12 protein-coding genes are annotated in these 14,586 nt (G+C 69.6%); 6 read left to right on the top strand and 6 right to left on the bottom strand.

Annotation, left to right across the window (positions count from 1 at the left end; translation table 11 throughout):
- Positions 1-215 precede the first annotated feature (215 nt).
- From N7L95_RS16960 to N7L95_RS16950, 3 genes are all read left to right on the top strand, one after another.
- A complete protein-coding gene (locus tag N7L95_RS16960) occupies positions 216-1,358 on the top strand; it encodes a serine hydrolase domain-containing protein (RefSeq protein WP_301260171.1) in 1,143 nt (380 codons plus the stop codon).
- Between the two features lie 290 nt (positions 1,359-1,648).
- Positions 1,649-2,173 (top strand): hypothetical protein, encoded by a 525-nt coding sequence (locus N7L95_RS16955; protein ID WP_301256440.1) that lies wholly within the window; start codon positions 1,649-1,651, stop codon positions 2,171-2,173.
- A gap of 21 nt (positions 2,174-2,194) precedes the next feature.
- Entirely contained in the window at positions 2,195-2,662 is a 468-nt protein-coding gene (locus tag N7L95_RS16950) for a hypothetical protein (protein WP_301256439.1), read from the top strand.
- A 220-nt stretch (positions 2,663-2,882) separates the two neighbouring features.
- Here N7L95_RS16950 and N7L95_RS16945 read toward each other — a convergent pair whose 3' ends face one another.
- Complete coding sequence (locus N7L95_RS16945; RefSeq protein ID WP_301256438.1) at positions 2,883-3,737, bottom strand: sigma-70 family RNA polymerase sigma factor; 855 nt, start codon at positions 3,735-3,737, stop codon at positions 2,883-2,885.
- An 89-nt stretch (positions 3,738-3,826) separates the two neighbouring features.
- Between N7L95_RS16945 and N7L95_RS16940 the strand changes: the two genes are divergently transcribed.
- A complete protein-coding gene (locus N7L95_RS16940) occupies positions 3,827-4,423 on the top strand; it encodes an ATP-dependent Clp protease proteolytic subunit (protein ID WP_301256437.1) in 597 nt (198 codons plus the stop codon).
- Positions 4,424-4,450: 27 nt separating this feature from the next.
- Here N7L95_RS16940 and N7L95_RS16935 read toward each other — a convergent pair whose 3' ends face one another.
- Complete coding sequence (locus N7L95_RS16935; RefSeq protein WP_301256436.1) at positions 4,451-6,100, bottom strand: hypothetical protein; 1,650 nt, start codon at positions 6,098-6,100, stop codon at positions 4,451-4,453.
- 250 nt (positions 6,101-6,350) lie between these two features.
- Here N7L95_RS16935 and N7L95_RS16930 point away from each other — a divergent pair, with 250 nt between their 5' ends.
- Positions 6,351-7,607, top strand: a complete 1,257-nt coding sequence (locus N7L95_RS16930; protein WP_301256435.1) for an ABC transporter substrate-binding protein — start codon at positions 6,351-6,353, stop codon at positions 7,605-7,607.
- A 266-nt stretch (positions 7,608-7,873) separates the two neighbouring features.
- On the opposite strand, the gene N7L95_RS16925 is transcribed toward N7L95_RS16930, so the two are convergent.
- Positions 7,874-10,417 carry a cellulose binding domain-containing protein gene (locus N7L95_RS16925; RefSeq protein ID WP_301256434.1) on the bottom strand — a complete coding sequence of 848 codons (2,544 nt, stop codon included), beginning with the start codon at positions 10,415-10,417 and terminating at the stop codon, positions 7,874-7,876.
- Between the two features lie 298 nt (positions 10,418-10,715).
- Here N7L95_RS16925 and N7L95_RS16920 point away from each other — a divergent pair, with 298 nt between their 5' ends.
- Positions 10,716-11,891: an MFS transporter gene (locus N7L95_RS16920; protein WP_301256433.1), complete on the top strand. Its 1,176-nt coding sequence runs from the start codon at positions 10,716-10,718 to the stop codon at positions 11,889-11,891.
- A gap of 175 nt (positions 11,892-12,066) precedes the next feature.
- Here the strand turns inward: N7L95_RS16920 and N7L95_RS16915 are convergent, their stop codons facing one another.
- The 3 genes from N7L95_RS16915 to N7L95_RS16905 all read right to left on the bottom strand — a co-directional run bounded on the left by N7L95_RS16915 (position 12,067) and on the right by N7L95_RS16905 (position 14,495).
- A complete protein-coding gene (locus N7L95_RS16915) occupies positions 12,067-12,756 on the bottom strand; it encodes a hypothetical protein (RefSeq protein WP_301256432.1) in 690 nt (229 codons plus the stop codon).
- 90 nt (positions 12,757-12,846) lie between these two features.
- The gene (locus N7L95_RS16910; protein WP_301256431.1) at positions 12,847-13,401 is read right to left on the bottom strand and encodes a GNAT family N-acetyltransferase; all 555 of its coding nucleotides are present in this window, start codon (positions 13,399-13,401) and stop codon (positions 12,847-12,849) included.
- 200 nt (positions 13,402-13,601) lie between these two features.
- The gene (locus tag N7L95_RS16905) at positions 13,602-14,495 is read right to left on the bottom strand and encodes a 2OG-Fe(II) oxygenase (protein ID WP_301256430.1); all 894 of its coding nucleotides are present in this window, start codon (positions 14,493-14,495) and stop codon (positions 13,602-13,604) included.
- Between the last annotated feature and the right edge of the window lie 91 nt (positions 14,496-14,586).

The raw sequence follows: 14,586 nt of genomic DNA, 5'->3' as shown, positions 1-14,586 counted from the left end.
TCGATCTTGCCTGCGCGACGGCTCCTGAATCCAGGATCCGGATCTGGCCCACCCATATCGCCGGGTTCCAGCACCGCAGGCCCTTTCAGAATCGAGCGCGATGTTCGATCCAGCCCTGGCGGCCTCGCGGCCTCGGCCCGCAGTGGCCAGTGGATGGATACCGTCCGCGCGCATGTAGACCGACCATGAGTTCAACAAGACGTTCATTGCTCAAAATGGGAACGGCGGGCCTGGTGCTTCCGCAGGCTTGCCTCGTGATGGCTAACGGCAGGCAGGCCCGCTTTGAAAAGTGGCGGCAGGCGTTCGAGGCCAGCGTGCCGGCACGCATGCGGGCCGCCAAGGTGGTGGGCGCCTCGGTGGCCATCACCGCCCGGGATACGGCGTCGCACTATGCGGCTTCCTTTGGTTTCGCGAATCTCCGGCGGCACAGGAGGCTGACGGTCGACACACCGATGCACCTCGCTTCAGTCAGCAAGCTGTTCACGGCTTGCGCGCTGGTGCAGCTGTTCGAGCGCCGCGGCGATGACCTGCATGCAGATGTCAACGACTTCATCGATGTCCGCATCAGGAATCCGCACCATCCCGCAACCCCGATCACGCCGCATCAGCTCCTGACGCACACCTCCAGCATTTCCGATGAAGGGTATGGCGACGTGTCCTTCCCGGGTGATCCGAAACAGAGCCTGTCCGATTTCCTGCAGGGCTATCTGGTGAAAGGCGGCGCCGCGTATTCGCCCGACGGCTCGTTCCTGAAGACGCAGCCTGGCGCCCAATGGAATTACAGCAATGTCGGTGTCGCGCTGGCCGGCCATATCGTGGAAAAGTCGAGCGGGCAGAGCTTTGCTTCCTATGTGGAGGAGAACCTGCTCCGGCCGCTCGGTATGGGCAACGCGCACTGGTATATCGGCGACTTCGCACCCGAGGTCCTGGCCAAGCCCTATCGGCTGCAGAACGGAAGGTTCGTCGAGCTGCCCCAGCAGGGATATCCCGATGTGCCCGCGGGCATGCTGCGTTGCTCGGTCAGCGACCTTGCAAAGGCGCTACGCGCGATGCTGGGGCAGGCGACGGGCGCCCAGGCCCTCTTGTCGCCGGGCGCCGTCAAGCAGATGCTGCGCCGCCAGGTGGACAGCCGGCTCCATGGCTATCAGGGCCTTGGCTGGACCCAAGAGGCAACGGCGAGCCATGCCGTCGTCGGGCACACCGGGAGCGACAACGGTGCGTCCAACATGGTGGCCTTGTCGCAGGATCAGGCCCAGGCGGTCGCCCTGCTGATGAACGTCGACGGCACCAAACAGACCGCCAGGTTCCGCGCCTCGGTGGTGGACGACCTGCTGGCCGGCGCGAAGCTGATGGCGTGAAGCCGGTGGCCCTGAAGCGCTGGCGCAGCATGGCGGGCCGCCCGCCCCGGTTGCCCAGCAGCGGTCCGGCCCGCGCCGCCCCATCGCGCTGCAGCGCCCCGGCGTGAAGCACGACCGGCGAACCCCCAATTGGCGGGGGGGCCAACCGAGCCGTTGGCTGCGATACTCCGGCCGGCACGCTGCCCGGGGTCGGGCCCGCTGGCGATCCGCGGACGCCGGCTCGACCGCAGGGCTCACGCGGCACGGAACCGCGGGGCAACCGTGATGCCCTCGCCCAGACACCTTCACCTATGCACCAGCAACTACAGAAACTGGCCCTGGTGGTGCTCTTTGCACTGCCCGGCGTGGCGGCAGCCTGCAAGTTCACCCCGATGCCGATCGAACCGGAGTTCGCCGACAAGCGCGAGACCTTCGTCGGTCGCCAAGGGGCAACGCTGGTGCGCTTCCATAACGAGCGCGCCGACGGCGAGGTCACCGTCTTTCCGGAGCCTCCCCTCGAAATCGAGGACACCCAGGCCCGCAGCAGCTGCACGATCGACGACGGCGGCGTCTGGGTCCGCCATTCGGTCCACCTCAGCGGCAACCGGCGGGTGCTCCTGACCGAGGAGTACAGCGGCTCGTCCACCCAGCTCAATTTCTACAGCACCTCGACCTGCAAGCGGCTGAGTTCCATCGACGTGTCCAACGCCAAGTGGGCGCTCGATGGCAGGTTCATCACGCTGACCCCGGTGGATGCCGGGCCGTCGAGCCCGAAACCGAAGCAGTACCGGCTCGAGGCGAACTGCTTGCCCAACCCCGGGGCCCGACCCCGTTGATGACAACCTGAGACCCTGACCATGGCTTCACTCGACCGCTGCATTATTGAGAAGTGCAAGGAAAGCTGGGACGAAGAGTTCCTGCCTGGCACCAAGAACGCCAACAATTGTTCCGGCTTTGTGAAAGCGGTAGCGCGCAAGCTGGGGATTCCGCTGGACGCGACGCTGAACGCCGATGGCATTTCAGACGCCGTGGCGGCTTCCTGGGAGAAGATCGATTCGGGCGAAGCAGCCGCGAAGAAGGCGGCCACCGGCTACTTCGTGCTGGCGGTGCTGAAGTCGAGCGATCATCGGCCGGCGCGGGCCAATGGGCACGTGGCAGTGGTCGTCGACGGTCCCTTGTACCGCAGCAAGTATCCGCTGGTGTGGGGCGGCAGCATCGGCTCAGCCCAGAGCCAGGGCAGCAAGTCGGTCGGTGAAGTGTGGAACCGCAGCGACCGCGATTCGGTGCAGTACTACAGCTTCTCCAGCCTCTCCTGTCGCCAGTGAGGCCGCCCCCGGCGGCATGCCATCATCTGCCGCCACCCGGTGGCTGAGGAAGAAGGCGGCTGCGGCATCGCGGCGGCTCGCCGACTCACCGGCCCGGCCTGCCCGGGTGCAGGCCGACGCACGGCGGCCTACCGCCGGGCCTGGCCGCCGCCAAAGCGCGCCTGCCGCACCGGCGGCGGGCCAGGCGCCCCACCTGCCGCGCCCGCGGCGGACGACGACGCTACCCTGCCTGTCCCACCGCTCGCGGCTCGAACGCCGAGTCGTCCCGGGCGGGGCCCGACGGTGCGTCGCCGCAAGGGCCGACCGGCAAGGTGCAGAGCAGCTGGCCGTCCAGCATCAGGGCCACGGCGAAGCGGCCGCCCAGTTGCACCATCGCAAAGTGGCTCGCCGGCGTGCCGCCACGGGGACAGGGCGGCGCCGCCGCTGCAGCACGGGCCGCCGGTGCGCCAGCCGGCAGCGCCAGCAAGCGGAACAGGGCGGCCGGGCTGCCGGTCTGCAGGGCCCGCCAGCACAGGCTGAACAGGGCATCCTCCGCGCCGTTGCCGTCCACCCGCGAAGGCCTGGGCGGCGTTGCGCCAAGCCGTCGCAGTGCGCGGTGCACCAGCTGGCGGCAGGCGGCCTCGCTGCGGCCGGCGCTGCGCGCGATCTCGGCATAGTCGGCCTCGAACACTTCGCGCAGCAGCACGGCGGCGGCTTCGACCCGATCCAGGCATTGCAGCAGCACGCGCAGCGCGACGGCGGCATCCAGGCTCAGCCGCGCGGTCTGCTCGGCCGCCGGGGCGCTCAGGTGCCGCAGCGCCACCGCGTCCTGCTGCCACTGGTGCAACGCCTCGCCTTCCCGGCGCCGGCGGCGCAGCCGGTCGATCGCCAGGTGGCGCACCACGGTCAGCAGCCAGGCCTCCGCACTGCGCGGTGGGGCGGCGGCCGCCGCCTGGCTGCGCAGGTAGGCGTCCTGCACGATGTCCTCGGCGTCCGCCTGGTTGCCGAGCAGCCCGCGGGCCACCTCCGTCAGGCGGCGCCGATGACGCTGGAACAGGGCCGGGTCCAGGAACAGGGGTGCACTGCGATCATCCATCCGCGCAGCTTGCCATGAAGCGGGCGGCCCGGTGTCACGAAGCCGCTGCCTCGTTCGTCTCACCCGTTCCACCCATTCATGGAGAACCGATGGACACCCCCGCTCCCCCCTCCGCCGTGCCGGCCAGCCCCGATGCCGGCGCCGCCTTCCTCGAGGAGAAGGCCTTCCAGTCGCGCATCGTGCTGGTCTTCGGGACCATCACCGACCAGCTGGCCGGCGAGGTCACCCGCCGGCTGATTGCCCTGGACGCGGCCTCGGCGGCCCCTATCCAGCTGCTGGTGTCCTCGCCGGGCGGGCACCTGGAATCGGGCGACGCGATCCACGACATCGTGCGCTTCATCGACGCGCCGGTGCACATGATCGGCACCGGCTGGGTCGGCAGCGCAGCGGCCCACCTCTACCTGTCGGTGCCGCGCGAGCGCCGCTTCTGCCTGCCACACACGCGCTTCCTGATCCACCAGCCGAGCGGCGGTGCCGGCGGGCCGGCCAGCGACATCGCGATCCAGGCGCGCGAGATCGTCAAGGCCCGGGAGCGCATCGCCCGCGTCATTGCGCGCGAGACCGGCCAGCCGCTGGACAAGGTGCAGGCCGACATCGAGCGGGACCACTGGATGTCGGCCGAGGAAGCGGTGGGCTACGGCCTGGTTTCACGCATCATCGAGCGGCGCCGCGACCTGCCGGATTGATCGGCCGGTCGGCGGCGAGCCGCCGGCTCAGCCCGCTCCGCCCTGCGGGAAGTGCTGCTGGTACTGCTGCGAGGTCAGGTACAGCTCGATCGCCGGGTCCGGCTGGCGCCGGCCCTGCATCTGCGAAACGCTGTCGAAGGCCTGCTTGAACGGCTGCACCGCGGCGTGCGCCTCGCCGCCGACATGCTGCCGCACCAGCCGGTAGAAGTCCTCGTACAGCCCCTCCTGCCGCTGCCCGACGTGCGGCACATACGCCTTCTGGTTCGCGGCCATGGCCATGCCGATGGGCAGTGTCTCCGCGAAGGTGTGGTAGGCGCCGAAGTTCATGAAGGCCGCGATGCCGACCGTCGCCGGCAGCACCTCCTGGGCATTGCCGTACAGCGACTGCCCGCTCATGCAGTGCAGCGCCAACAGGATGTCGCAGGTGCCGCCCGACTGGGCCCCGGCCGACGGGAAGCCCTTGCCGGCACTGTCGTCGGCGAAGGTGCCGTAGGGCTCCCACCGATTCACCCCGGTGCCGTGCTGCAGTTCATGCGCCTGCAGCGCCTGCCGCAGGCCGGCGTTCTCAAAGGGCGCCAACAGCGCGCCCAGTTCGGCTTCCGACAGCGTACCGGGGCGCCGGCCGTCCTGGATGGGCTGGCCCTCGCGGGGAATGCCGTTCACGCCGCCGTGCTGGTCCAGGGCCGCCTGCAAGGCTGCCGCCTGGGCCGGGTCCTGCACCCCGCCGGGCTGGATGACCTGGCCAAAGCCCAGCCCGTACCGGGCAGCGCTCTCGTACTGCCAGGTCTGCACCGGCTGGCCGTTCACGAGAGGCACCCGCTCCCGGCGTGCCCGCGCCACCGGGTCGTCGAAGGTCCCATTGCGCGTGCGGGACTGGAATTCGGTGAAGCGCTGGTTCAGGCCATCGACGGCGGACGAGCCGGCCGCCGCGAGTTGCGGGTTTGCCAAGGACATCAGCTCCGCCAGGGGCGCGGCATTGGCGCGGCGCAGCTCGGGCGTGCTCATCAGCTGCCACACCGTGGTGCCGAAGGCGCTGGTGGCCCGGATCTTGGTGAGCATGTCCTGGAAGCTGTAGCCTGGCAGCGTCTGGTGCTGCCCGTTGTCCACCGAAGCGGTGCTCAGCTTGCCCCTCAGCCAGGCCAGCCCGTCGGCCCGCATGAACTGCAGGTCGTTCATGCCGCTGGCCTGCATCGCGTCGCGCAGCGCCGGATCGGTGCAGCGGCCAATCTGGTCGGAGGTGGGCGACAGCGGCCTCAGCAAGGTCTCGGCAAAGACATCGGCCAGCGCCCGTTGCTGGCCCTGGAACTGCACCTGGCGCTGGCCCAGCGGCGATCCCTGCTGGAACAGGGCCCCGAGCAGGGTGTCGAGCTTGCGCGCCTGCCGGTCGAAGACCGCGCCCATCGCGCCCGGATGATCGAGCACCGCCAGCGCGGCACCGATCTCGAAGGCCTTGGCCTTGGCAATCTCGGTCTGCAGGGCCTGCTGCACCGCGACGCTGCGGGCGCTGTGGATGGCCTGCAGGCCGTCCCGGTTCTTCACCAGCACACGGGTCGGCAAGCCAGGCGGGCCGCCCCCTCCGGGCGCAGCGGGGCGTGGCGTTGCGGAGCCGGGCGTCGGGCCACCGTCGGCGGTGGGCGGGGTGGTCAAGGCCTGGGGCGGTATCGAGCCGATGGTCATCCGGACACTCCTTGCTGGGGTAGGCTGGCGACCACTGTGGGCCACCGCATGACGCGCCGGCCGTGGCGCCGCGAAGCGCCTGCACAGCACGCGAAGCCGCCACGTCCCCGGCAGGCCGCCGTCCCGAAAGTCGGCGTGCCGCCGCACCCCCGTACCGCCCCTGGTTGACGGCGCTGGCCCCCCGCCCTACATTCATGTCGCCTTCTTGAAAGCGCTTTCACAATGATTTTCGACTGAAAAGAGGAGACACATGAGACCGTCCCTGCTGAGCCCCTTGCTGCCGACCGCCCTCGCCCTGGCCTGCGCCGGCGCCGCCAGCGCCCAGACCACGACGCTGACCGTGGCGTCCTTCCCCAACTTCGACGAACACGTCAAGGCGGCCATCCCGCTGTTCAAGAAGGTGCGGCCCGACGTGGAGATCAAGCTCGTCTCGCTGCAGATCGCCGACCACCACAACGCGATGACCACCGCGCTGGCCACCGGCTCGAACCTGCCCGACGTGATGGGCATCGAGATTGGCTACCTCGGCAAGTTCGCCGAGTCCGGCGGGCTGGAAGACCTGGCCAAGCCACCGTACAACGCGCTGCAGTACCGCGACCAGTTCTACAAGTTCACCTACCCTCAGGCCATGAGCAAGGGCGGCTCGCTGTCGGCCATGCCGGCCGACGTGGGTCCCGGCGCGCTGTTCTACCGCAAGGACCTGATGGACAAGGCCGGCGTCACCGAAGCGCAGATGACGCAGTCGTGGGAAAGCTTCATCGATGCCGGCAAGACGGTGAAGGCCAAGACCGGGGCCTACATGCTGCCGCATGCGAACGCGCTGATGGGCATCTACATCCGCAGCAACCTGAAGGATGGCGAGGGCCTGTTCTTCGGCAAGAACAACCAGGTCCTGGTGAACACGCCGCGCTTCCAGAAGGCCTTCGAGCTGGCGAAGGCCGCCCGCACGGCCGGCATCGATGGCAAGGTGAACGCCTGGACCAACGAGTGGGCCGAAGGTTTCAAGCGCGGCGCGGTGGCCACCGAGATGATGGGCGGCTGGCTCGCCGGCCACCTGGCCTCGTGGCTGGCGCCCGACACCAAGGGCCAGTGGCGCTCGGCCAGCCTGCCCAACGGCGCCTTCGCGGCCTGGGGCGGCTCCTACTACGGCATTCCGAAGAAGAACAGCGAGGCGCAGAAGAAGCTGGCCTGGGAGTTCGTGCGCTTCATGACGCTGAACAAGGAAATGCAGATCGAGTCGCTGCGCAAGGCCGATTCCTTCCCGGCACTGATCGCCGCCACCAGCGACCCCTTCATCGACCAGCCGATCGAGTTCCTGGGGGGCCAGAAGGCACGGCAGCAGTGGCGCGCCGCGGCAGCCCGCATCCCGGCCCTGGAAGTCAACAAGCTCGACCCGATCGCCCAGGCCGCCGTGACGGCCGAGCTCGACAAGGTGCTCGACCAGAACAAGGACATCAAGAAGGCGCTGGCCGACGCCAAGCTGGCCATCGAGCGGCGCATCCGCTGAGGAGCGGGCCCGCTTTCCGGCCCAGGGCCGGGTCTGGCGCAAGGCCGGGCCCGGCCCTGCGTCCTGGTGGCGCCGGGCCGCACGGGCCCTCGCCTGCGCACCGCGGCCCTTCGTCCTGCCCTTCGTCCTTCCGTCCGGCCCAACGCCACGGTGAAGCGACGACCCAGCACTCGGGTCGACGCGGCACCGGCCGAGCCGTGGCAGGCCGCATGCGGCAACCCCGGGACCGCGCACCGCCGGGCCCGGGGTGGCCGCTCAGGCACCCACTACCTGTCCGCGCAGAAGCCCACCACCTGCGAGGCCTTGGGCGCCAGTGTGCTGTTCCAGCCCACGCCGGACAGCTGCAGCGTCGAGCCGGCTTGCGACCACTGCGCATTCCAGAGGTTGTTGACCTTGCCGCGCACCGTCACGCTCGCCTGCCACACCACCGGGGTCGCGGCCGGGTTGGCCAGCGTGACGCTCGCGCAATAGCCGCCGCCCCATTCGTTGTCGACCTTCAGGCTTGCAGTGACGTTGCTGCCGCCCTCCCCCGGCGGCGTACCGCCGCCGCCCGAGGCGGCGCCCGGCTCGCCGTAGACGATGCCGCGGCCGTTGGTGCCGACGTAGACCCGGCCGTAGACGCGCGGATCGCCGGTCAGTGCGTCGCCGATGTTGCCCCACTGGTGCTGGTCGTCATTGAGGCGGGTCCAGCTGGTGCCGCTGTCGTCCGAGCGGAACACGCCGCGCACGCCCTGGACCTTTGCAATGGCATACAGCGCCGGCTCATTGCGACCCGGCGCCGCCTTGCCGAAGCCCATGTTGCTCGCCTGCTCCACCGAGCCCAGCCGCTTGAAGCTGGTGCCGCCGTCGGTCGAGCGCCACAGGCCGGTGCCGTCGTGGGCGAGCCAGAGCTCGCCCTCGCGGCCAGGCGTGGCCTTGAAGCGCACCCGCCCGCCTTGCGGCAGCGCGGCCGGCGTCGCGGTGAAGCTGGCGCCTGCATCCTGGCTGACGTAGAAGCGGCCGCCGGCCCAGGCGTAGAAGCGGCGCGGGTTGACCCGGTCCGAACGCACCTGTGCCCCGGCCGGCAGGCCCTGGCTGGGCGTCCAGGACGCGCCGTAGGTCGTCGAGCGCTGGACCCCCACGCCTTCCGTGCTCCACACGATGGCATTGGCATCGGCTGACACCGCCACCATGCCGCCGCTCTTGGTGCCGGCCGGTTCCTGCCCGGCGTACCAGGAGGTGCCGCCATCGGTGGACACGCCGAGGTGCTGCCGCTCGGCATTGCCGACACGCACCACCACCTGCGGCTTGAGCTCGGCGTAGTCCATGCTCGTGGTCGACACCAGGAAGGGCGACTGGTACATCAGCGCCGGCACCTTGCCGAGGTCGTCGTGCCGGAAACCACCGATGTCGCCCAGGGCGGACAGCAGCGGCGCCCCCTGAGGCGGGCTGAGCAAGTCGAGCACCGCGGTCTCCTCGAGGCCCTTCACCATCGGCTTGATGGTGATGCGCTCGCCGCGGTCCCAGCTCTGCAGGTTCTCGCTGCCGTACAGCGTGGCGCCGGTGCCGTAGAGGAAGCGGTTGGCGTTGAAGGGGTCGATCTCCACCGCCTCGTTCATCCAGCCCAGCTTCGGGGTGGCTTCCGGTGGCTGCGGGTTCTGCCCGAAGCTCAGCCACGGCACTTCGCTGATGTCCATGGTGTAGCGCAGGTTGCGCGCAGGGTAGCCGGCGTACTCCCAGATGCGCGACCAGCTGGCGCCACCGTCGGTGCTGCGGAAGAACACCGTGTCGGGCCACCACGCCACCTGCGTGCTCACCATCAGCACCTTCGGGTTCTGCCGGTCGATGGTCAGCCCGCTGTAGCCGAAGAAGTTGTCGGCGCTGGTGGACGGCACCGGGCTGATACGGGTCCAGCTGCCGCTGGCGGTCTCGAATTTCCAGACGTCGCCCTTGCCGCCGTCGTAGGGGCCGCCGGTGTCGCTGGTGGCGATGTAGAGCACGCCGTTGACAGGATCGTGCACCCCCTTGTGCGCGATGTAGCCGACCGGCTGGCCCGGCACCCGCTCCCAGGTGGCACCCGCATCCCGCGAGCGGTAGACCGTGTTCTGCTTGTCGGCCACGCCAACGTAGATCGTCCGGCTGGCGGCGCCGCGGCTGCCACTCGCCTTGTCGAAGGTGACCCACACCACGCCCTGGTTGTCGTTCAGGTAGCCGTTGGGGTCGTTCGGATCCTGCGCATAGTTGCCGGGGTTGGGAAAGCTGGCCACCGGGGTCCAGGTGACACCGGCGTCCACGCTGTGCCACAGACCCTTGCCGCTGGGCGCGCCGAAGTAGAGCACGCTGTTGCGGTTGGGGTCGACCGCCAGGCGCTCGCCCATGCCGCGGCCCGGCATGTTGCCGCCGAGCTTGAACGGGAGCACGGTGGCCGACCAGGTGCGGCCCTGGTCGGCCGAGCGCAGGATGGCGCCGTTGTTCGGGTCCCAGCCGTTCGTGTACATGCCCACCGCCGCATAGACACGCCGCGGGTCGGCCGGATCGGTGGCGACGCTCACCACGCCGTTCCAGCCCCAGTTGTCCTGTCCCACCCAGTCCAGCAGCGGCAGCCAGCGCCGGCCAGCCTCCTCCCAGCGGTAGAGGCCGCCGATGTCGGTACGCGCATAGATGAGGTCCTTCTCGGCCGGGCTGAAGACGATGCCGGAGACGAAGCCGCCGCCATCGATGCGGACGTTCTTCCACACATACGGCGGTGTGGCCGCGCCGGCACCGCTGGCTCCCAGGCCGATCCACAAGGCCAGGCACAGCGGTGCCGGACGCAAACGCGCGAAATTCATGGTGACGGGTCTCCTCATGTAAGACGGGTAGGACGCGGGACAGGACCACGCCGCGGCCATGCACAGCCGCGGCAAGAGGCAGCCAGGCAGTCCCCTGCCAGTGGCCGCCCCCGACCCATATGAAAGCGCTTTCATCTCTTCATTCGAGCACCTGTGCAACCAGGAAGTATGTGTCAGCACTTACAGGGAGGGCCTTCAGCTCCGACGGTGAGGACCAGGCACCGCACTGCCCGCCTGTCGCGCTGCGTCGCAGCGCTCGCGCAGGTCGGTTAGGCTTCAGGCCCTTCGAGGCACCTGCATGTCGAACACCACTGTCCGCACCATCCTCCCCTTGTCCATCGTCACCTGCACCAGCATGCTGGCCATGGACCTGTTCCTGCCCGCCGTGCCGGTGCTGCAGGCCGCGCTCGGCATCGGCGTCAGCCTGGCGCAGGCCACCGTGGCGGTGTTCCTGGCCGGCCTGGCGGCCTCCCAGCTGCTGTGGGCCGAGGCGCTGCACCGCTGGGGTCCGCGGCGCACCGTGCAGGCCGGTGTCTGCCTGCTGGTGGCAGCCGGGCTCGGCTGTGCCCTGGCGCCCGGCATCGAGGTGCTGCTGGCGATGCGGCTGCTGCAAGGCATCGCCGCCGGTGCCGCGACGGTCGTGGCGCCCAGCGTCGTGCGTGCCACGCTGTCAGATGCCGATGCGGTGCGTGGCATTGCCACCATCGCCATGATCGAGTCGGCCATCCCCGCGGCCGGGCCGGTGCTGGGAGCGGCGCTGCTCACCGTGACCGACTGGCGGGGCACCTTCTGGGTGCTGGCCGTGCTGACGCTGCTGGTGCTGCCGTTTGTCGTGCGTGTCACCCCGCGGGAGCTGCCCGGCCTCGACCGCAGCGTCGATGCCCGCTACAGCAGCATCCTGCGCAACCACCGCTATTTGCGACTCACCCTCTCGCATGCATTGAGCTTCGGTGCGCTACTGACCTTCGTCGCCAGCGGCCCGCAGCTGGTGGTCAATGCGCTGGCCCTGCCCGCCTCGGCGTTCGCGGCTCTGCAGGTCATCGGCGTGTCCGGCTTCATGGTGGTCGCCAGCCAGGCGGGCCGCCTCAGCGCGTCCCTGGGGGCGCCGCGCATCGTGCAACTGGGCGCCTGGCTGCAGGCGGGCCTGTGCGGTCTGCTGCTGCTGGCCGGTCTCGTGACGCGGCTGCCCTTCGCCGCGGTGGCGGTGTTCTGGTTCTGCTTCTGTGCCTCGCTGGCGGTCCGCGGGCCGGCCGCCTTCAGCGAGGCGCTGACCCTGCCGCCGGCACAGATGGGACGGGCCTCGGCCATGATGGTGCTGGCCCTGCTGCTGGCCGGCGCCCTGGGCACCCAGTCCGTCGCACCCTTCATGGGCGGCACATCGGTGGTGCCGCTGGCGGCCGGCATGCTCGCCCTCTGCCTGGCCAGCCTGGCCCTGGTGCTGCGCTATCCGCAAGCACCGCAACAGCCGGCCTGAAACGCGCCTAGCCCACAGCTTGTGCGCTGCACCGACCGGCCCGAATACTGAAGCCGGCCCGCCGCGGCTGCGGCCATCGCCTCGATGCCCGACGACTCCAAGCCGCTGCCGGCCGACAAGTCGTTGCCGGCCCATCCGTTCCGGCGCAAGTAGGCCGGCGCACCGGCAAGGCGGGTCAGTCGCCGACCAGCTGAACCGCGTCGATCTGCTTGTAGCCGCGCTCCAGGTTGTTGGCGATCGTCACCTTCACGCCCTTCACTGGGTACGGCGTCTTCTCGAAGCTGCGAACGAACCAGGTGCGGCGGCCCCGCTGGTCGGCCTTCACGTCGCTGATGCCGGACCAGACGCTGTGCAGCTTGCCGTCGGTATCGATCAGCTCGACCTTGCTGACCGCTTCCACCCCATCGCCGAGGAAGACCACCCGCACCTCGGTGGCAGCCACTGGCTTGTCGTAGCCCAGTTCCAGCCAGTCCATGCCCATGTCCTGGTGGTTGTTGGTCCATTCCTTTCCGTCAGGCTGGCCGGTGGCCCGCCAGGCCTTGCTTTCGCTTGGCGAGGCCGGCGGGGTCTCCTCGCTGAAGCTGGAGCTGGCCTTGGCCGAGGTGGCCCACTGGCCGCGCGCGTCACCGAGATAGCCGTCCTCCATCGAGGCGTAGGCCATCAGGGCCTCCTTCTCCTTGCGCTCCTTCTGCGCCTTGTCATCGACCGCGGGCTCGGCCGCAGGGGCGGGCGCCGGGGCGGGTGCGGGCGCCTGAGCGGCAGCCGGCGCAGGCTCCGGCGCCTGGCTTTCCTGCTGGGGTGGCTTCTTGCCACAGGCCACCAGGGCCAGCGAGCACACGAGGGCGGAGAAGGTGATCTTCTTCATGACTTTGTTCACAAGTTAGACAAGGCGGCCAGGATGAGGGGCACATTGGAGCCCTTGCAGGGTCGCTCGCCTACCCCCCAAAAGCGGGCCTCAGAGCTCGATGCGATATCGCAGTCGCTGGGCGCCGCCGTACTGCTGCGGCTTGTGAAAGCGCTCCACCAGCTGGCCGCCATTGGCCGCGATGACCTTCTGTGAAGCGACGTTGTCGGGGTCGCAGGTCAGATCGACGTAGTGCAGGCCCTCGGCACGGGCAGCTGGCAGCATCAGCTCCAGCGCCCGGGTGGCATAGCCCCGGCCGGACTTCCACGGCACCACCGAGAAGCCGATGTGCCCGCAGGCCCAGTCCGGCAGCGCCGAGGTGCCGGGCTTCCAGCGCAGGCCGATGCTGCCGCAGAAGCTGCCGTCCCAGAGCCAGCGGCGGTACCCGGGCAGCCGTGGCACAGGGCGATGGTCCGGCAACTCCAGTGGCGGGCCCTTGGCCTCACGGTCAACCAGCGAGGCGAGGAAGGACACCGGGTCGCGCTCGATCTGTTCGAGCTCGCGTCGCGCGGTCACGGCGCCGCGAAGGTTGTCCGGCGACCAGCCGCGCTGCAGGGCGGACCGGTAGTCGGGCAGATGGTGTTTGCTGGGCCAGACAAGCTCCATGAGGGTGGGCTCCGCAGACACGCAGCGTCACGGCCGGCGCGAGCGGCCGCGATGCTGCTTTCGATGTGAACCGTCGCCCGGCAGGAGGCCGGGCACCGCGCATCACGAGATTGAAGCGGCCGGCCCGCGCCGTGCCCATCCCTAGAAAGGGGGCCGGGGCCCGCCACCGTGAACAGGGCCGACGGCCAGCGCCGCAGGCGTCAGCCGCCGGACAGGCGCTTCAGCGCACTCCAGATGATGGGCGGGGTGGCGAGCCGGGCGGCCGCCTTGACGCGCTCCATCGGCTCGCTGAAGAGGAACAGCGAGCTGTGCCGCCGCTCGCGTTCACGCCGGGCATGGCTGTAGGAGTAGTAGTAGCAGGCGACCGAGCGCCGCGTGACGCCGTCCGGTGCCTGCAGGGGATGGGGGTGGCCGTGGTAGCTGATGTCGCAATGCCGCAGCAGCACGGTGCGGCCAAAGTCGGGCCAGATCTGGCGCACGCAGCTCTTGGCGTCGCTGTCCCACAGCTCCAGCGCGCCGCCCCATTGCCGGTCCCAGCCTTCGTTGAGGTAGGTGATCAACACCATCTCGTTGTCCAGCCCGGTGGAGGGATGCCGGTTGAAGTCGCGATGGATGCCGAAGCGCCCGCCGTTGCGGGTCTCGTGCAGTCCACCGCCGTACAGCTTGGGATCGGTGATGAGGTCTTCCACCCCCGTCACGGTGGACAGCAGCTCGACGAACTGCGGTGAATTCACCAGGCTGAAGTAGAGCCGAGAGGCCGGGCCGAGCCGCGCATCGGGCGTGGAGCGGTGGGTGGTTTCGTGCCGGCTTTGCACCACCCGCCAGCCGCCTTCGCCGCAATCGTCGAATTCCTCGGCGATGAGGCGCAGCAGCTCGGGGTTGAACAGGCCGTCGATCACGAAGTGCGGGAAAGGCTGGGCCTGTTGGGTCTGCTGGGCCAGTTGTTGCTGCCAGCCGGCCTGCAGGGCCTGCGGGTTGAGCAGCTCGTCGAAGGCAAGCCTGCGGCCGCGGATGCTGACGTAGGTCGCTTCCGGGACGACGGACGGCTCGAAAGCCGCTTCAGGCAGCGGCAAGGCCGCGGCGGGCAAACTCATGGCGCGGACCACAGACAGATTGGCACAGCCGCGATGGTGACATGTGTGATGAGATGTCAGACGCCCGAACGTCGCTTCCTGGCATCCACAC

The organism is Eleftheria terrae, from assembly GCF_030419005.1.
In the GTDB taxonomy this organism is placed as follows: Bacteria; Pseudomonadota; Gammaproteobacteria; order Burkholderiales; family Burkholderiaceae_C; genus Caldimonas; species Caldimonas terrae.
The sequence above is the reverse complement of the archived record's forward strand: the minus strand, read 5'-3'. Positions and strand labels throughout refer to the sequence as shown.